18 protein-coding genes and 1 pseudogene are annotated in these 16,738 nt (G+C 69.6%); 3 read left to right on the plus strand and 16 right to left on the minus strand.

What is annotated here, in order from left to right; translation table 11 throughout:
* Positions 1-62: 62 nt before the first annotated feature.
* Genes mpaC through ACIPFH_RS21820 form a run of 5 tightly spaced genes read right to left on the minus strand, consistent with a single transcriptional unit; the run spans position 63 to position 5,461 of the window.
* On the minus strand, positions 63-1,289 hold the full coding sequence (gene mpaC, locus ACIPFH_RS21800; RefSeq protein ID WP_401828545.1) for a daptide-type RiPP biosynthesis dehydogenase: 1,227 nt from the start codon (positions 1,287-1,289) through the stop codon (positions 63-65).
* Positions 1,286-2,584: a daptide-type RiPP biosynthesis aminotransferase gene (mpaD, locus tag ACIPFH_RS21805; protein ID WP_401828546.1), complete on the minus strand. Its 1,299-nt coding sequence runs from the start codon at positions 2,582-2,584 to the stop codon at positions 1,286-1,288. The genes mpaC and mpaD overlap by 4 nt, the downstream gene beginning before the upstream one ends.
* Positions 2,581-3,405 carry a daptide-type RiPP biosynthesis methyltransferase gene (gene mpaM, locus ACIPFH_RS21810; RefSeq protein WP_401828547.1) on the minus strand — a complete coding sequence of 275 codons (825 nt, stop codon included), beginning with the start codon at positions 3,403-3,405 and terminating at the stop codon, positions 2,581-2,583. The genes mpaD and mpaM overlap by 4 nt, the downstream gene beginning before the upstream one ends.
* A 5-nt stretch (positions 3,406-3,410) precedes the next feature.
* The gene (mpaB, locus tag ACIPFH_RS21815; RefSeq protein ID WP_401828548.1) at positions 3,411-4,457 is read right to left on the minus strand and encodes a daptide biosynthesis RiPP recognition protein; all 1,047 of its coding nucleotides are present in this window, start codon (positions 4,455-4,457) and stop codon (positions 3,411-3,413) included.
* Positions 4,458-4,477: 20 nt separating this feature from the next.
* The gene (locus ACIPFH_RS21820; protein ID WP_401828549.1) at positions 4,478-5,461 is read right to left on the minus strand and encodes an LLM class flavin-dependent oxidoreductase; all 984 of its coding nucleotides are present in this window, start codon (positions 5,459-5,461) and stop codon (positions 4,478-4,480) included.
* Positions 5,462-5,740: 279 nt separating this feature from the next.
* Here ACIPFH_RS21820 and ACIPFH_RS21825 point away from each other — a divergent pair, with 279 nt between their 5' ends.
* Positions 5,741-6,754, plus strand: coding sequence for a helix-turn-helix transcriptional regulator (locus ACIPFH_RS21825; RefSeq protein WP_401828550.1), 1,014 nt, complete (start codon positions 5,741-5,743; stop codon positions 6,752-6,754).
* 102 nt (positions 6,755-6,856) lie between these two features.
* Here the strand turns inward: ACIPFH_RS21825 and ACIPFH_RS21830 are convergent, their stop codons facing one another.
* From ACIPFH_RS21830 to ACIPFH_RS21870, 9 genes are all read right to left on the minus strand, one after another.
* The gene (locus ACIPFH_RS21830) at positions 6,857-7,132 is read right to left on the minus strand and encodes a hypothetical protein (protein ID WP_401828551.1); all 276 of its coding nucleotides are present in this window, start codon (positions 7,130-7,132) and stop codon (positions 6,857-6,859) included.
* Positions 7,133-7,383: 251 nt separating this feature from the next.
* The gene (locus ACIPFH_RS21835) at positions 7,384-8,586 is read right to left on the minus strand and encodes an HTTM domain-containing protein (RefSeq protein WP_401828553.1); all 1,203 of its coding nucleotides are present in this window, start codon (positions 8,584-8,586) and stop codon (positions 7,384-7,386) included.
* A complete protein-coding gene (locus tag ACIPFH_RS21840; RefSeq protein WP_401828554.1) occupies positions 8,576-9,208 on the minus strand; it encodes a DUF5819 family protein in 633 nt (210 codons plus the stop codon). The genes ACIPFH_RS21835 and ACIPFH_RS21840 overlap by 11 nt, the downstream gene beginning before the upstream one ends.
* A 218-nt stretch (positions 9,209-9,426) precedes the next feature.
* Complete coding sequence (locus ACIPFH_RS21845; RefSeq protein ID WP_401828556.1) at positions 9,427-10,803, minus strand: ice-binding family protein; 1,377 nt, start codon at positions 10,801-10,803, stop codon at positions 9,427-9,429.
* Between the two features lie 596 nt (positions 10,804-11,399).
* Positions 11,400-12,098, minus strand: a complete 699-nt coding sequence (locus ACIPFH_RS21850) for a hypothetical protein (protein WP_401828558.1) — start codon at positions 12,096-12,098, stop codon at positions 11,400-11,402.
* Positions 12,095-12,466, minus strand: a complete 372-nt coding sequence (locus ACIPFH_RS21855) for an STAS domain-containing protein (protein WP_401828560.1) — start codon at positions 12,464-12,466, stop codon at positions 12,095-12,097. The genes ACIPFH_RS21850 and ACIPFH_RS21855 overlap by 4 nt, the downstream gene beginning before the upstream one ends.
* A 160-nt stretch (positions 12,467-12,626) precedes the next feature.
* Positions 12,627-13,127, minus strand: a complete 501-nt coding sequence (locus tag ACIPFH_RS21860; protein ID WP_401828562.1) for a DUF5994 family protein — start codon at positions 13,125-13,127, stop codon at positions 12,627-12,629.
* Between the two features lie 6 nt (positions 13,128-13,133).
* Positions 13,134-13,292, minus strand: coding sequence for a hypothetical protein (locus tag ACIPFH_RS21865; RefSeq protein ID WP_401828564.1), 159 nt, complete (start codon positions 13,290-13,292; stop codon positions 13,134-13,136).
* Positions 13,293-13,297: 5 nt separating this feature from the next.
* The gene (locus ACIPFH_RS21870; RefSeq protein ID WP_401828566.1) at positions 13,298-13,933 is read right to left on the minus strand and encodes a DUF5994 family protein; all 636 of its coding nucleotides are present in this window, start codon (positions 13,931-13,933) and stop codon (positions 13,298-13,300) included.
* Between the two features lie 273 nt (positions 13,934-14,206).
* On the opposite strand from ACIPFH_RS21870, the gene ACIPFH_RS21875 reads away from it, so the two are divergent.
* Entirely contained in the window at positions 14,207-14,431 is a 225-nt protein-coding gene (locus tag ACIPFH_RS21875; protein ID WP_401828567.1) for a hypothetical protein, read from the plus strand.
* Between the two features lie 360 nt (positions 14,432-14,791).
* Here ACIPFH_RS21875 and ACIPFH_RS21880 read toward each other — a convergent pair whose 3' ends face one another.
* Both ACIPFH_RS21880 and ACIPFH_RS21885 read right to left on the minus strand, forming a co-directional pair.
* Positions 14,792-14,911, minus strand: coding sequence for a hypothetical protein (locus tag ACIPFH_RS21880; protein ID WP_401828568.1), 120 nt, complete (start codon positions 14,909-14,911; stop codon positions 14,792-14,794).
* A 28-nt stretch (positions 14,912-14,939) separates the two neighbouring features.
* A pseudogene (locus ACIPFH_RS21885) lies at positions 14,940-15,152 on the minus strand (helix-turn-helix domain-containing protein); the annotation flags it as partial.
* A gap of 655 nt (positions 15,153-15,807) precedes the next feature.
* Here ACIPFH_RS21885 and ACIPFH_RS21890 point away from each other — a divergent pair.
* Entirely contained in the window at positions 15,808-16,692 is an 885-nt protein-coding gene (locus ACIPFH_RS21890; RefSeq protein ID WP_401828570.1) for a hypothetical protein, read from the plus strand.
* Positions 16,693-16,738: the final 46 nt, after the last annotated feature.

Genomic DNA, 16,738 nt, shown 5'->3' on the forward strand with positions numbered 1-16,738 from the left:
TCATGAGTGTCGAGAGCCGTTGCTCTCTTTTCCGCCCGCTCCCGGGATCGGGAGCGGAAGTCTCAGGTGCGCGCGGTGTGCGCGGTGGTCGCGCCGAGCGCCGCGTCCAGCAGGCGGCGCACGTCCTGCGCCCGGAGGCCGCCGAGCATCGGCAGCCCGGCGCCCCAGGCCCGTACCGTCCGCTCGGCCAGGGCCTCGATCTGCCCCGGGCCGTCGGCGGTGAGCCGCCGGCCCACCCGCCAGTCGTCCATCAGGGCGGCGATCCCGTCGGCCGGGTCCTCGGGCAGGGCCTGCGCCCGGTCCTGTGGCGCGGCGTCGCGCAGTTCCGCCCACATCCGGTGCAGCCGCGGCGCGGAGCCCAGCCGTGGCTCCCCGTCGAGCACGGCCCGCCACAGGTGCGGCAGCAGCGCGGCGACGGCGGTCATCTTCCGTACGCCCAGGGCCGACGACATCTCGTTGGCGATGAGCCAGCCCTTGACCGCGTACGGGTCGCGGCCCTGGTGCAGCCATTCACCGTGCGTGAGCCCGCTGAGCTTCGCGATGTCGAGGCGGAGCGCGTCGCTCGGCCTTTCTTCCCGTACCGCCTCGTAGCCGAGCTGGACGAGCCGCCGGGCGACCGTCTCCGTCAGACGGTCCTCGGTGCGGCGGTCGTCCCGGTGGTCACCGGCGTACGGGCTGACCGCCCGGAACAGCGCCTCCAGGACGCCCTCCACGACCAGTTCGCAGGGCAGTGTGGCGGTGGCCGACGGGTCGAGCAGCGCCGCCTCCGGCCGCAGTACGCCGCCGAGGATCAGCCGCTTGCCCTGCGGGTACGCCAGGCAGGCGACCGCGCTCAGTTCGCTGCCGGTGCCGAGGGTGGTCGGTACGGCGAGCAGCGGGACGGTACGGGTGACCTCGCCCGGCAGGCCCATCAGGCCGCCGCGCTGGGGCACGGTGAGGCGGGTGTACGCGACCGGGTTGGCCCGCAGCAGAGCCGCGATCTTCGCCTGGTCGAGCACCGATCCGCCGCCGATGGCGACCACCAGGCCGATGCCGGCGAGCCTGTCGGCGAGGCCTTCGGCGATCACGGCAGCCGTGCCGAGATCACCGGGGCCGGTGGTCAGTGGTGTCCGCGTCGTCCGCCAGTGGGCCCGGCCGAGGCGGTCCCGTACCAGGGCCGTGATCCCCGCCGTCTCGACAGCGCTGTCCACGAGGAGGGCGGCCGTGCGGCCCGCCCCGTCGGGGAGCCATGCCGTGAGTGCGTCGGGACCGATCAGCACCCGGGTCGGTCCGCCCCGGCCGTAGCTCATGCCGGTACCTCTGTGTGCGCTTCCGTCTGCGCCGACTGGTGTGTGAACAGGGCCAGTCCGGCGCGGATGCGGTCCATCAGTTCGGTCAGTTCCGCGTCGGTGTAGGTCAGCGCGGGGAAGAGCTGGATGCCGTGGACGCCGGGGTGCACGATGGCGCCCGCCGTACGGATCGCGGCGACCAGCTCCGGGACCCGCGCCTGCGGCAGCGGTTTCCCGTCCGGGGTGGTCAGTCGCAGCGACCGGAAACAGCCCACACCGGTGGTGCCCGTCACCCAGGGGTGCTCGTCGACCAGCCCGGACAGCTCCGCGTCCAGCCGTTCGCCCAGGGCCCGGCCGAGGGCGACCGCGTCCAGGCGGCGCATCTCGGCGATGGTGGCCAGGATGACGGCGCAGGTCACGGGGGTGCCGGCCTGGGTCTCGCCGTGGGTCAGCATGGCGCCCACCGTGTCGAAGGCGTCCGCGACCGTGTGCGAGGCGATGACGGCGGCCGCGGCGCCGGTACCGTTGGTGAGCCCCTTGGAGGTCACCAGGAGGTCGGGCCGGGCGGGCCAGCGCTGGGAGGCGAAGAAGTCGCCGGTACGGCCGAAGCCGGTGGCCACTTCGTCGGCGACCAGCAGGAAGCCGTACTCCTCGCGCAGCCGCAGCAGCTCGTCGACGTACTCCTCGGTGAGCGGCACCGCCCCCGAGCCGAGCACCGGCTCGACGACGACGGCCGCGACCATCGCCCCCTGACGCTCCATCAAGCTACGGATTCCGGCCGGGTCGTTGGGGTCGACGTGGCGGATGAGGCGTTGGTCGACGCCGTACACCTGTTGTCCGAGGTCCTCGCCGGTCAGCGCGAAGCTGCCGTACGTCAGACCGTGGTAGCTGCCGCGCAGCCCGACCACGAGTTTGCGGCGGTCCTCGCCACGCAGGGCGTGGTAGTGGCGGGCGAGCTTCATGACGAGATCGTTGGCGGCGCCGCCGGAGGTCGAGAAGAGGACCCGGCCGTAGGTGTCGGCGCCGCACAGCTCGACGAGGGCGGCGGCCGCGGCACGGGCGTAGGTGTTCTCGTAGCGGAAGACGCTCAGGTACGAGGCTTCGCGGAGCGCTTCGGCGGCGGCCCGGGCGATGGCCTCGTTGCCGTAGCCGATGTTCGTGTTCCACAACCCACTGGAGGCGTCGAGGAGTTCGCTGCCATCGGCGTACCGGACCCGTACTCCGTGCGCGGAGACCGCGCAGAGCGCGTCCGAGCCGTGCAGGGCGGGGGCCAGGAGGGACGGCCACAGCGCGTTCTTCGTGTGTACGGGACTCATGGCGTGACCTCCGTTTCGAGCAGTACGTCGTGGTGGCGGGAGCCGACGGCCGGCAGTGGGTGCCGGGCGCGGACGGCGAATCCGGCGGCGCCCAGTTCGGCTTCGAGGAGGGCGGCGGGCAGCACGCCGACGCTGGTCGTGGTGACCTGCACGGGGCTGTCGTCGTCCGGGATCCGCGCCGGGAAGACGGTGACCGTGCGGGCGCTGTCGCCGACCGCCCAGTGCTCGTACATCCGGTAGGCGCGGCCGGCTTCGGCTTCCACCACCAGTTCGGCTTCGGCGGGCTGGCCGGAGTCCGTGTCCATGCCGACGGTCGACAGAAGGAACCGGCCGCCGGGCGCGAGGTGCCGGCGCACGGCTCGGTAGAGACCGGTCCGGCCGCGCTCGTCGAGGAGCGAGACGGAGGTGGTGCCGAGGACGATCACCGGGAACGTGCGGCCGAGCGCGAAGGCGCTCATGTCGGCCTCGACGACCGTGCAGCGCTCGCGCAGGGCGGCGGGCGCGGCGGCCAGCCGGTCCTCGAGAAGCCGCAGCATGTACGGGGAGAGGTCGAGGGCGGTGACCTGACGGCCCAGCGCGAGCAGCGGCATGGTCAGCCGCCCGGAGCCGGCCGCCAGGTCGAGGACATCGCCGGGCAAGGTCCGCACGAGGCCGGTCAGTTCACGTACCTCGTGGGTGCTGCGGCCGGCCACGTCGTGGTAGACCTGCGCGCCCGCTTCGGCATAGAGGTCGCCGGTGACGGCTCGGGAGCCGAGCTCGACGAGCAGCTCCCCGGCCCGTCCGGGGATGGTTGTCGGGGTGGTGGTGGTCGGTGCGGTCATCGTGGTCACACTCCGGCCCGGGCGAGGAACCGCTCGATGCGTACGGTGTGGTCCGGATCGGCGAACTCCGCCGCCGCCTCGGCCGAACCGCAGGCCAGCAGCGCCTCGACCGGCGTGGCGGCTGCCCGTTCCACGCTGAAGGTGCGGCTGGGGGCAGGGGCGTGGACGTACACGTCCTGGTCGGTCCAGAGGAGGAGCGGCGCGTCCGCGTCCCGCAGATCGGCGTCGGCACCGGCGTCGGCGGCCAGCGCGTCGGTGATCCGCCCGCCGAAGCCGGAGACCCGGATGCTGCCGTCCACGCCCCGGGCCCGCAGGGCCCGGATCGCGCCGAGGGCGGCCAGGTAGCGCCCGAGCCAGGGCCTCGCGGCCAGTTCCGTACGCCGTAGGTCGTCGTCCACGACCGTCCCCAGGCACACCGCGCAGGTGGTCTGCGCGCCGCTGTTGAGCCGCTGCCACTGCGCGTCGAGGAGTTCGGGCCCGTCGCCCGCCGTACCGAGGCGGGTACCGCCCGGCGTGGTGGAGACGGCTCCGTCCGCGTCGACGTACAGCCGGTACCGGGGTCCGGCGGCCGGCGTGCGGTCGACGCCGAGGCCGGGGAGGTCGGCGAGCTGGATGGCGGGGTGGGTGAGGAAGTCGGGGAAGGTGCCGTCGAGCAGGGCCCGGTCGGCGTCGGCGAGGAAGACGCCGAAGTCGGTGTCGTCGGCGATCCGGACAAGGGTCGGCCCGGCGACGGACATGTACTCGCTGATGCCGTAGCCCTGGATCTGGAGGTAGAAGCCCGCGCCCGGTGAGAACTCCCCGCCGGCCCCGGCCAGCGACCCTTCGTACCCGACGACGCGGCGGCCGTCCGCCGTCGTGTCCTCGCCGGGTACACCGGGCACGAGTACCAGCGTGTCCGTCCCGGCAACACCGGAATTCAGCATCGCCGTAAGGTGCTCCCGGTTTTCCAGTACGACGGTTTCCGCGCCGCCGTACGAGAATTCACCGGTAGTCGGGCCGGCGCCGGCCGTACCAGTCCCCCAGCGGATGAGCCGCTCTTTCAGATCAGCCATTGTTTCGTCTTCCCCCACGGTCAGGCGGCCAGGGCGGCCAGAATTCGCTTCGTTTCGTCCAGGGCCGCTTGTGGGCCGTACAGATTGCAAACGCCCGTCAGGTTCAGGACGACCTCGTCCACCCCTGCCTCGCGGAACGCGCCCAGTTTTCCGACGAGTTCGTCCGGGTCTCCGCTGAGGAACGCCCCGCCGTCGACGAGCGCCTTGGCGTTCGCCGCCGGGTCGTCACCGGCGACATCCGTCCCGGACCGGCGCAACATGTCGATGTAGTGGGCGCCCTGGAGATGGGCGGCGTTGCTCGCGTGCGCCAGTTCGGCGGGATCACGGTCGGGCCGGGCCAGGGCGAGCGGCACGATGGCGGTGAGCCTCGGGGTTCCACGTCCCTTGGCCCCCTTGCCGTCCGCCGCGTCCGCCGCGCCCTCGCGCATCGCCGGGAGCACGGTGTCCCGCAGATAGTGCGCCGGAGTCAGCCAGGTCACGGCGACATCGGCAACCTCACCTGCGAGTTTCGCCATACCGGGCCGCAGCACACCGAGCCCGATCTCCACACCCGGCACCGGGTGGCGAGGCATCTCGGCCCGGCAGCTGAAGTACTCGCCCCGGGTGTCGACGCTCTCGCCCGCCAGCAGTCCGCGCACGATCGAGAGGTACTCGCGCGCCGCCGTGAGCGGACTGCGGTACGCCTCGCCGAGCAGCGACCGCTGCAACGGCCGGCCGCCGGGCCCGAATCCGGCGATCACCGGCTGCCCGGTGGCCATCGCCAGCGAGCGGGCCTGGAGGGCGGCCTCGTACGGGTGACGGAGCGGCATGAGCGTGACGCCGAGTCCGGTCGGGACGCGGAATCCCGCACCCGCCGCTGCGACGAATCCCTGGTGCGGCTCGATCATCACGGACTGCCCCTGCCAGAGGCGGCTCGCGTTGCTCCAGTGCACCAGTCCGGCGTACGGAAGGATTTGCTCCGGCCGGCGCGGGAGAAAGGGCAGGAGTACCGAATAAGAAGTCATGCCCTGTCCTCCATTTCGCGACGTAATTGGTTGATCCCGACTGGTACGGCTTGTCCTGCGTTTCTCTTTCTGCTGTCGGCGTTCGTTCCGACACAGAGAACAATGCCAAACCGGAGCACGTCATCGGGCAGTTCCAGGGCGCTACTTGCTGCCAGTGCCCGTGCAGCTTGTTGCAGGTACCCTCACAGTGATCACATAGCCGGATTCAGGCCTTCCTGCGCGCCTGACCAGCGCGCCGACTTGCAACCGGCGACCGATTGCGTTGCGTACGGAGGCACCATGGGGGAATTGTCCGTACTCGGACTCACCGATACGGAAGAGGGCATCTACCGGCACTTTCTACGGAACCCCGGCACCACTGCCGAGGACATCCAGCTGTTGCTGCATGTCCCGCTGGACGAGATCGGGAGCGCGCTGGAGCACCTGTCCGAGCTCGGCCTGCTGCACGAAACGGAAGCGACCGGAACCGGAACGGACTGCGGGCCCGGGGCGATCTCCGCCGCCGACCCCGAGATCGCCGTGGACCGGCTCACCGACCTGCGGCTGCGCGAACTCCACCAGCAGCTCCAGCAGGTCACCCAGTCCCGGCACCTGATAGCCGGCCTGCGCGCCGAGCAAAGCCTGAAGGAGCAGCCGGACTCCGGGAGAATCGAGCGCCTGGAAGATCTCGGCCAGATCCGGGGCCGGATCGACGACCTGGCGTTCTTCGCCCGCGAGGAGATCCTCTCGGTCGAGCCGTACACCGAGCTGACCCCGGCGAACATCGAACACGCCCGGCCGCTCGACACCCGCTGTCTGCGGCGCGGGGTACGGATACGCAACGTCGTACTGCGCGAAGCCCTGGACCATCAGCCGACCGTCGGCTATCTGCGCGACCTCACCTCGCTCGGCGCTCAGATCCGGGTCGCGGACACCATCGCGGAACGGCTCCTGGTCTACGACCGCCGCACAGCGCTCGTCCCGGTCGACCCGGCCGACACCCGGCGCGGGGCTCTGCTCGCCCGGGAGGCGGGGCTGGTCGCCAACATCCTGGCGCTGTTCGAGAAGATCTGGGACCAGGCCACCGACCTCACCGTGCTCATCGACGAGCGGGCGGAGGGCGGCGGGCTCTCGGAGATGGAGCAGCAGGTCCTGGAAGCGATGTGCCACGTCGGCAAGGACGAATCGGGGGCACGCTCGCTGGGTGTGTCGGTGCGGACGTACCGCCGTCATGTCGCCGACGTACTGCGCATCCTGGGCGCGAGCAGCAGGGCGCACGCGGCGCTCCTCGCACGGGAGCGTGGCTGGGTGTGAGACCGGGGCAGGACCCTGGGCACAGTACGAACAAGGGGGTGCCCCGGCGATCCGACCGCCGGGGCACCCCCTGTGTACTGCTGCCGACTGTTCCCGCCGTCCCTACGGATTCGGCTTCTCGATCTGCCACCCGTTGACGGGCTTCCAGGTGCCGCCGCCCTGCCCGCCGCAGAGCGGCAGCCGTACGGGCAGCCGAGTCGCGCAGACGCGCTCGGCGATGGAATCGACAGCGGCCACCAGAGCAGTCACTCCCGACTCCTCGGCCTGCGCCTGCACCTGCGCCTGCGCCGGCCCCTGTCCGCCCACCAGTGCGAGCGCGAGCGCCGCACCCGACACCGCGGCGGCCTTCTTGAACCCCGCGAACCCCTTGGCCCCCATGACGTACCCCCCGTTTGCTGTTCCCCGCGCGTTCTGGGCCGGTCGTGCCCCTGCGGTGTCCCCCACTCTGCCAACGGAAGCCGCAGGCAGGACGGCGAATCCTGTCAGCTTGCTGCACGCGCTCACTCAGCTTCATGCCATGCGGCGCCCGACAGCGGCGCCGCCCCCGTGGTCGGGCGCCGCGTGACCCAGCGGGCCCGCCTGCACGGGCGGCGATCTGCGCGGAACAAGGTCATCCGCGCAGATCCGCCTCATGGTGTGAGCCGTTGTCGGGGCGGGACCTGACGGGACGTGGACTCGGGGGCGGGCATGGTGGCTTTCCGCCCTGCCGGGAACACGACTCGATGCGTCGAGCCGGATGCGCCACCGGGCCCGCCTTGCGCAGGTACGGCTCCGGGGTCTGTCGCTCGCCCGGGTGCCGGACGCCGGCTGTCCGTGCGCCGCACCGTGCGTCGGCAGAGGTGGGGCAGGAAGGTGTAGAAGCGGTCGGGAAGGAACACTGCGTCGGCGACGATCATCGCGCCGGAGAAGAGAGGCAGTCCCATGAGCACGGCGATGCCGATGTGCATGCCCAGCAGCATGGCGAGGACGGGATACTTGAGCCTGCCGAAGAGCACGAACGGGAAAGCCACCTGCAGGAGCACGGTCAGGTAGCCGGCGACGGCGACCACAAGCGTGTACTCGTCCACGAAGTGCGAGATGGCGGGCCAGGGCCTGAAGAGTTCGAGATTCAGAACGTAGTGGAGTGCGGTGCCGCCACCCCAGAAGGCTCCCTGAACCTTGTACAGGCCGGCCGACCCGTAGAGGAAGCAGACCTGTGCCGCGATGACGAACATGCCGCAGTTGTGCGCCACCGTGATCAAAGTGGTCCGGGCATCGCGGAGTTGCCGCGCGAAGAGGCTGCTCGTCGAGGCCGACACGTTGCCCGCGCGATCCGTCTTCAGCCGGTCTCTGCGCGCGTCCAGGGACCAGCGCCGGCCGCACGCGGTGAGGACGAGGTAGATGGACATCAGCAGAATCAGGTTGTCGCCCCCGTCCGTCATGAAGATCGCCCGGCCGTGGAACGAGGTCACCACGACAGCGAAGAGGACCGACAGGACACGGGTCCGCCAGCCCAGCATGAAGAGCGCGGACGTGACGAGGGCCAGCACATAGCAGAGCTCGAAGCAGGTGCGGCTGTCGGACAGAAGCAGAACGCTGAACCAGCCCGTCTGCTCGAAGAGTTGGTGTGCCAGGGCGGGTGTCCACGCGGAACCCGCACCCCAGATCTCGTCACGGTGCGGGAACTCGCGCAGCAGAAAGATCAGGTAGAGCAGTCCGTAGCCGATACGCAGCACCGACGCCGCGTACAGGGACACCGGCCGACCGGTCAGGAGGTCCCACACGGCGGTGATCCGCTCGGCGAGCCACCGGCCGACATCGGCGGACGCGGTCCTCTGCGCCTCATTCTCCATGGCGAGTCACCTTCCACCAGGGCAGGAGCCGGTTCTCGACCGGCGTCTGCGGGCGATTGCCCGCTGCTGAGCCGGGCGCGGGGATGGGCAGGGTGACCACGCGGAGCTGGATGAAGTCGAAGGTGCCGCCCTTGCGTGCGGCGGCGCGGTCCGCGGCGATGTTGCTCAGGTACTTCTGCATCATCAGGGCGCGCTCCGTACGCGCCTTGTCGTCTCCTCCGTGCGCGTCGACGTAGCCGGCCCAGGCGCGGCGCAACATGTTCTGTGCCGTGTGGCTCGGGAACGGATGATGCTCGACGGCGGCACGGTCCACAGCGGTCAGATCGAACCAGGGACTCACCTGAACCGATCCGTCGGAGCCGGTGCGCGCGGTTCTCGCCAGAATCCTCCGGTTGACGGATTCGGGGTCCGGGGCGAAAAGCCGCCAATTCTGTTCGAAGAAGGGGTACACCCATGCATTGATCAGCGGGCTGTATCGCTTGGAGACGGTGTTGGCCGGTGCCACGTGGAGGAACACCAGAACCACGTGGACGACGCTCGCCGCCAGGCACAAAGCCACGGCGGTGTACAGCCCTGCTTTCAGTGCACGAGCGCCTCTCGGCACCCCGGGGGGCGCGGCCACGGCGTCAGGACGTTCCCGCGTGGCCGGACCGGAGTCGGACTGGTGGATTACCTCCACGTCCGCTGAGTCGATTCCGCTCGACACCGCCTACCTGTCTTTCTCTATCAGTTGCTCGCGCCTGGCTTGCTCGCTGACTGCCACCGACGGCGCGCGGCGGACTCGATGAGAATTCCGCCGCGCGCCGTCATCCGGTGAGCGGACTGACCGCGGTGCGCTGCCTAGCCCTCGTAGCCCTTGGAGTGGTCGTCGCCCTCGTAGCCCTTGGGCGCCCCGCCATAGCCGTAGTTCTCGTCGGGCTGCTTGTCGTGGTCGTCCTGCCCGTGGTCGTCCTGCCCGTGGTCGTACTTGCCGTGGTCGTCCTGCCCGTGGTCGTACTTGCCGTGGTCGCCCTGGCCGTGATCGGGCTTGCCGTACTCGTTCTGACCGTGGTCGGGCTTGCCGTGGTCGGGCTTGACCGGCTGGAAGTAGGACCCGAGGTCCAGCTTGCCGCCGTGGCCCGGCTTGCCCGGCGCGTGGCCGTTCCCGCCGGCGGTGTTGCCCGCGGTGTTACCGGTGTTCCCGGCGGTGTTGCCCGCGGTGTTGCCGGACGTGTTGCCGGCGATGTTGCCCTGGGTGCCGCCGGTCCCGACGAGGATTCCGCCGAGGAGGCCACCCGTGACGAGGCCGCCACTGGTGGTCGAGCCGGCGTTGGCGGCCGGGGTGCCGGCGGTGGCGGTTCCCGTCGATCCGGCGGTGGCGGTTCCCGTCGATCCGGCGGTGGCGGTTCCCGTCGACGTTCCACCGCTACTGGCGGCGCCGCAAGTCGGCCGGGTGATCGTGTTGTTGATCAACGACACGATCCCGGACTCGGCCACAGCACCGGCCAGCACCCGGCCCTCGACCGTCGCCCTGTTCTCCATGGTGATCGAGGTGTGGGCCATGAAGGTGCCCACGGAGAAGGAGTCGCTGCCGAAACTGGCGGAACTTCCGATCTGCCAGAAGACATTGCATGCCGTAGCGCCGCCTGTGAATTGCATTCGGCTGCCGGATGCCAGCGTCAGCCCGGAGGGGACCTTGAACACCCAGACGGCGTCGGGGCCGCCGTTCAGCGTGAGAACACCCGAGTTCGTGACCACACCAGGGACGAAGCCGTACAGGCCCGGGCCCAGCCCCGTCGCGCCGCCTGCGCCACTGAGCTCCGAGTTGAGGGTGCCATCGACGGGGCCCCGGGCTGCGGCGACGCTGTACGCATTCTGCAGCGCGGCATGGGCAGAGTTGGCCGGCCCGTCTGTGATGTGGACGGTCCCGTTGATCACATTGGCGCACGGCGGAGACGCGGCGATCGCCGGCGGCGGTGGGTTACAGAATCCAGTAACCGAGGTCCCTGGTGACACCCCGGCGTCTCCGCTGATCAGGGAAGACCCGGTATTGGTGACCGCCTCGCCGCCCAGCACCGCGAAGCTTTCGGCAGCACCAAGGGGAACGGGCGTTGTAATGGCATTTGCCTGCGTCGGCACCATTACCACTGCGGTGGCAGCGATCAACGTCGTGATGACCGTTGCAATCCAGGCGGGCATTGCGCGAAATTGATTCGCACCAGAGATGTTCTGCGTCATCGAGGGGCCTACTCCTCTAGGGAAATTCGGTGAGTGTTTTCTGCTGTCCTTGACGAGTCGCCGCGAGCCGGAATCTCTTCTCGCCGACAAGCGCCGTGGCCACCAATGGCTTGCTCGGCGGTCCCGGAAAAGGGGTTGGATGCAGATTAACCGGCAAAGAACCACAGAGAACGTTAATGCGCGATCCATATGGGTGACTTTCGGCGGACGCAGTCAGACCCGAATCGGAATATCACATAAAGCTACGGGTGTGGCACGCCGACCTCACATATCCGTACAGGCGGAAGTCGCAGGTCGTAACCGCTTCGTCGAGAGTCGACGCCCGCCCTCGGTCCGTAGATTCGAGAATTTTGCAGCCCGTCGTCGAATCCGACCCACTACGTACTACCGCTTGATAACCACAGACGTTCGGGGGCCGCGTCCCAGGTCAGCGCGATTCCGACCTTGGGCCGGAGCCGTGATCGAAATGCCGAAGGTGCGGTTCTATCCGGACTGCATCCTCCGGCGGACCCCGACGCACAGCCCCAGCTCTCACGACGGGCAACCCCGGTGCAGCGGAGGCAGCGGTCGCTCGACGGACGTGATCAGCGTCGGCTTCAGTAGGGTCGTTGGGTGCGGTTTTCGTGAGCCAGCCCGTCCGGGTGAGCAGCCGTACGTGGCACGAGCCCAAGAGGAAGCACGAGGGCCCGGAACTCCTCGGCCTCTGGCGGCCGGAGAGACAGGAGACCGGAACGGTCCGACGGCCGACGAACCAGCCCGATGTCCTGCCAGCCCCACGACAGGAAGGCGTCGCAGACCGCCGAGTCGGCTTGTTCCACCAACGTCGCCCCGAGCGAGGCGTGATGGTCGGCGAGCAGGCGGTGCTGAAGGCGGCGGGCGAGGCCCTGGTCGTCCGTGTGGGGATGAACCACTGTCTCGGTGATCGCGAAGACGTGACCGGACGCCGTGAGCTGTTCGACGCTCCGCGGAAGGGGCCCGTCGAAACCCCGCCACCACGTCCCCTCGCGCCGTACCGGGAATCCGTAGACACACCCGGCGAAAGCGGCGCTCTCCGCGATCAGCAGGGCGAAGCCGGGCCGCCGGATGGCGCCCGTCAGCCGTCGCAGAAACGCCTCCCGGCCCTGGTACCCCTCGCCGGGCCGCGCCCGGGAGGACTCCACGTACAGATCGGCCAGGTCCTCCTTGAGGGTCTCGGCCTGCCAGCGGTTCAGCCGGCGCAGGCGTAACGCGTCCGTGGCGGACGGTGTGCTGCCGTCACGGTGCGGCGGCCGCTCCCGCCCGGGAGGGGCCGTCACGGCGCACCGCCCACGACAACGGGAATCCGACACGATCGCCCGCCGACGGCGGGGAAGGAGTGCAGCAGGAAACCGGAGCCGGTGATCTCGATGATGCGGGCCATGCTCTGCGGCGGGTGGTGCAGCCGCAAGGTCCTGTCGGTCTCCGTGGCGAACCGGGATGCCAGGAGGAAGGCGTTGAGTCCGCCGGCGTCGCAGAAGGTGACCGCCGTGAGGTCGACATCGATGCTGCGGATGCCGTCGCTCAAGCACTCGGCCAGAGCCTTGCGGACCTGTGGCGCCGTGGCCAGGTCGATCTCCCCCGCGAGGGTGATCAGAGCGCGGGTGCCGCGTTCGTGCCGGTAGACGTTCAGCTGTGGAAGGGCCATGGCTCCTCTGTCCGGACGCGTGCGTGCGTGGGTGTGCGTGTGCAGTGACGGACGGGGTGAACTTCCTTTACAGCAAACCGAGTTGCTGCCCTCGGTTCCTGAACTCGGTTCTCTCGGCGCGGCCTCCCGCACCGGAGTGCGCGCTGTGCGACCCGCTGGGCTACCAGCCGGGAGCACCGGGCAGCACGCGCGTCCGGTCGGCGGGGGTGACGCCGGTGGCGGCGAGAATCCGTTCGGCCGAGGCGGCGTTGTCGTCCCGTACGGCCATGGCCATCGCGGCGCGAGCGAGCGAGGGAGCGGTCTGTGGAGGGATCACCAGGAACATGAAGTGGTCCTGGTCGCCCCGAGTGACGATCATGGTGTCGTCACCGACGGCCGCCCAGTCGATGCGCACGGTACGACCGTCGACGACCAGATGGCCCGGCCTCTCGTCCCAGGCGCCCGCGTCGAGGCCGACACGGGCGAGAGGACCCAGCCGGGCGGTCAACGCGGCGACGAGTCCGGACAGTTGGCTCTCGAGGTCGCTTGACCGCGGCCACCACGCGCCGTCGAACGTCCCCGTGCGCTTGGGCGTCGTCTCCATCCGCAGGACCGCGGTACCAGGGAGTATCGGCTCCCTGCTGGTGTCCGCCAGGAGCCTGATGGGGATCACGGGGATCATGGGGACTCACTCCCTTCCAGGTGTTGCGTCCCCGCCAGGTCGCCCGGAGGCGGCCGTGATCGAAGGTGGCGATGCGATCGCGTGCTGCCGGTTGGCCAGGTGGATGAGGAGCACACCCAGAGCGATCATCGCCATGACGACGACCACGATCACGAAGGTCTCCATGATCCTCACATCCCCATCGGCCGATTCGGGGTCGCGACTGGTGCGACGGCTCGGTCTCCGCCATCGGCCAGGACCGCCGGGATCCGTGGACGCGCGGCCGGATCGCGGGCCCCATGCCCTCCCTCGGAGTCCCAGACCGCCTCCAAGGACCGGTCCATCTCCTTCACCGTCCGCAGACGCGCGGCCTGCTCCATCAACCGGCTCGCGGTCGACGTGCCCAGGGGGTCGCTCGCGGCGGCCATCAGCCAGGCGGCCGAGACAGGGTCCGTCGGCGGCGGGATCACCAGCAGGTTCCAGCGGCCCGTGCGGTACGAGAGCAGAAGCAGTTCGTGCGGATCCTGCTCGGCCAGGAACCAGCCCACCTTCACGACATGTCCGGTGACGGGCACCTTGCGCGGAACGGCCGGCCAGTGGGTGGGGTTCACCGTGACCCGGGTGATCCGCCCCCACAGCGGATCCAGTACCGCTGTCAGGGCCGGGAGTTCCGCCCCGAGATCGCGAGAGCGGGGCCACCACGCGCCGTCCAGGAGAGTCGGCGCCCCGCCGATGGGAGCCAGCGACAGGCGGACAGAGGAAGAAGTGGTGGAGGACGAGGAGAGCCGGTCTTCGAGTGTCGGCGAGAGGGAAATGGTCGCAGTCATGACGCGAACCCTGCCCCGGACCGACCTCGGTCGGCCCGGCCTATGCGATCGCCGAAAACGACACGGGCATGGAAACCGGTGCGCGAAATATCCTCGGTACTTCGAGCCTACTCCTCGGCCGGACCGAACGGACCGTGCCGTCGGCGGACGAACCGCCCCCTTACGCTCCTTCTTCGGACGGTCCGACCGCAAGGCGCTGTCAGACGCTGGTGCCGTTCTCGGAGGGCAACAGGACCGGAATCACCGGAACCGCCCTCTGCGGGGAACGTCGAAGTGCGCCTCGTCGCCTCGTCGCCCGAGGCCGCCCGCCAGGTCGCGGAGGTACTCCGTCGCTGCTTCGCCTCGTCTGAGCAGCGCAGCTGTCCCGTCGGCACAGTGGCGGGCGGAACCCGCCTCCACCTCACGGTGGACACCTCGCGCGCAGCAGAGCCTGCGCGCTCCTGGCTGGTCACCAGTCGGGCCTCCGGAAACGGCCGTACTCAGACCGACGAAATCTGAGACACGAGAACCGCGAAGGACCACGAAACACCGGATGCCCGAAATGTGCACCAGGCATAGCATGGGAGCGGGTCGGCACACTCTCACGTGCGACCGGCCCGGAAGGGCGACCCCGGTGTGTATACGCCGGGGTCGTTGGAGCATTACCGACGCGGCCACCCGGAGCAGGGCGTGATCCATTCCGCCGATGTCCCCGGTAAGGGGACCACGACGTCATGGAGCCCGGGAACTCGTAACAAGATCACGGTCGTTACGGCTGGATGGCGAGGCGGGGTCACGGCGGCCTGTTGAAGCAGCCCGGCAGCGGGAGCCGCGATGACGATGCGGCAGGCGGCCTCCGTCTGCTCTCGCGGCCTGCACTCAGAGCTGGATCGCCGCGTCGACGTACGTCTTGGCGGTTTCGATGATGAAGTCGCGGCTGCTTTCCGGGGTAAGGGCCTGGGCCTGGAGATGGTCGTACATCACGCAGTAGTGCTGCACGTCCGACGGCTTCTCCAGGTAGAGGTCGCTGGTGAACCGTCACTTCGTAGATCGCGCACAGGTCGCGCACATCGCGGGGGCTGACGGCACGGTTGCCGTTCTCCAGATGACTGATCTTGGGCTGGGAGACCATGAGCCGCTCAGCCACTTCTGTGCTCTTCAGCCCGCTGGCCACGCGGAGCCTGCGAAGCTCGGCCCCGAGACGGCGTCTCCTCACGGTGGGATTGGTCTTTGGCGCCACGCGCGGTGTACCTCCGGATCCAAATCGCTGTCCTGGCAGGCAGGTTGCCATGGCGCATGGGTTGTTGATCTCGTGCAATGCCGTCATGGTCGCCGGCAACCAAAACGGACTCTTACGTTGGCAATTGCCATGGTTCGAGCAGTGCAAGAGCCCTCGCTGAACTGCGGAACGGACATCTTGCGGAGATCGGCGGTCAGCAAGTCGGCATGCCGCCGACGGGACACCGCACGATCGTGTTCCCCGCAGGTTCACCCTGCTGGAGTTCTCGGCGTGCGCCGCCGATCCAGCCGGCGACGATCCCGCATCGTCCCGGACGAGGCCTTCGGCGTCGGGCGACCCCGCCGGCGCACAGAGCGTGTGGAGCGCCCAGCACATGGCGTCGCTCCCCCGACAAGTCGTGGTGAACCGTCGCGGTGGCCGGGGCCGACGCGGCGGGCGGACTCCCCGGTGAGGAGCGTGACGCAATGCGGCGCGTCGGCCAACAGCCTTTCGCAGTCGAGGTGTTGCCGTGTCACGACTCGGCCACGGCGGTGTCCTGAAGGGTGGACGGGCGTGACCTCAGGGCTCTGGGACTCCTCATACTCATTACAAGATCGGGAAGCCGGCGGAAGACGCCGCCGGTCTTCCCATTCTCCCCCGGAAGGAACCACCCTTGATGAACCGCCACCTGCGCAAGGCCGTCGTCGCCACCGCCGCGATCACCGCCGGGCTGCTGATGACGGCGTGCCAGAACGGCGCCGACGACAGCGCGTCCGGCAAGAGCGGCACGGGCGCGACGGCGGTCGCGGGGAAGGCGTCGGACGCCAAGGACTCGAAGGGCGTCAGCGGTACGTTCAAGAACGGCGAGATCACCTACCTCGCGCCGAGCAAGTACATCGTGTCCGTGGCGGGCAAGGAAGACCAGCAGTTCCTGGTCGCCGAGGACACCGAGGTCTACGGCGTCGGCACGATATGCGGCGAGGCGGGGTCCAAGGTGGACGCGCCCTGCACGCCGGCCCAGTTGGAGGCGGCCGTCAAGAAGGCCGCCGTGAAGGCCGACGTGGAGATGAAGAACGGAATCGCGACCCTGGTGACCGAGCGGCGTGCCGCCCAGCAGGGCTCCGGCTCCGGCAGTGGCTCCGGTTCCGGTTCCGGCAGTGGTTCCGGTTCCGGTTCCGGCAGTGGTTCCGGCTCCGGCAGTGGTTCCGGCTCCGGCTCCAGCAGTGGTTCCGGCTCCGACTCCGGCTCCCGCGACACCGCCATCGAGGGCATCGACAAGGGCGAGGGTGTCAACGGAACCTGGTTCGGCAACGTCTCCTACCTGGCGCCGGGCAAGTACACCGTCTCCGACATGAAGGGCACCGAGCAGCAGTTCCTCGTCTCCGACGACACCAAGATCATCGGCTACGACGACATCTGCGATGCCGTGAACACCGGGCCGGGCGGCGAGGGCGGCGCCGAGTGCACCGAGGCCGACCTGGAGAAGGCGGCCAAGAAGGGCTTCAGCGCCGAGGTCGTGGTCAGCAACGGCATCGCGACCACCATCCGCGACGACCACTGAACCGCGCGCCGGTGGCGGCCCCGCGCGCTGGTACGGGCAGCGCCGT

The sequence above is a fragment of the Streptomyces sp. NPDC088157 genome (genome assembly GCF_044741545.1).
Classification (GTDB): domain Bacteria; phylum Actinomycetota; class Actinomycetes; order Streptomycetales; family Streptomycetaceae; genus Streptomyces.

Coding starts and splice junctions, on each gene's coding strand:
- mpaC (WP_401828545.1), bottom strand. CDS start 1,289: ATGAGCTACGGCCGGGGCGGACCGACCCGGGTGCTGATCGGTCCCGAC.
- mpaD (WP_401828546.1), bottom strand. CDS start 2,584: ATGAGTCCCGTACACACGAAGAACGCGCTGTGGCCGTCCCTCCTGGCC.
- mpaM (WP_401828547.1), bottom strand. CDS start 3,405: ATGACCGCACCGACCACCACCACCCCGACAACCATCCCCGGACGGGCC.
- mpaB (WP_401828548.1), bottom strand. CDS start 4,457: ATGGCTGATCTGAAAGAGCGGCTCATCCGCTGGGGGACTGGTACGGCC.
- ACIPFH_RS21820 (WP_401828549.1), bottom strand. CDS start 5,461: ATGACTTCTTATTCGGTACTCCTGCCCTTTCTCCCGCGCCGGCCGGAG.
- ACIPFH_RS21825 (WP_401828550.1), top strand. CDS start 5,741: ATGGGGGAATTGTCCGTACTCGGACTCACCGATACGGAAGAGGGCATC.
- ACIPFH_RS21830 (WP_401828551.1), bottom strand. CDS start 7,132: ATGGGGGCCAAGGGGTTCGCGGGGTTCAAGAAGGCCGCCGCGGTGTCG.
- ACIPFH_RS21835 (WP_401828553.1), bottom strand. CDS start 8,586: ATGGAGAATGAGGCGCAGAGGACCGCGTCCGCCGATGTCGGCCGGTGG.
- ACIPFH_RS21845 (WP_401828556.1), bottom strand. CDS start 10,803: ATGACGCAGAACATCTCTGGTGCGAATCAATTTCGCGCAATGCCCGCC.
- ACIPFH_RS21855 (WP_401828560.1), bottom strand. CDS start 12,466: ATGGCCCTTCCACAGCTGAACGTCTACCGGCACGAACGCGGCACCCGC.
- ACIPFH_RS21860 (WP_401828562.1), bottom strand. CDS start 13,127: ATGATCCCCGTGATCCCCATCAGGCTCCTGGCGGACACCAGCAGGGAG.
- ACIPFH_RS21865 (WP_401828564.1), bottom strand. CDS start 13,292: ATGGAGACCTTCGTGATCGTGGTCGTCGTCATGGCGATGATCGCTCTG.
- ACIPFH_RS21870 (WP_401828566.1), bottom strand. CDS start 13,933: ATGACTGCGACCATTTCCCTCTCGCCGACACTCGAAGACCGGCTCTCC.
- ACIPFH_RS21890 (WP_401828570.1), top strand. CDS start 15,808: ATGAACCGCCACCTGCGCAAGGCCGTCGTCGCCACCGCCGCGATCACC.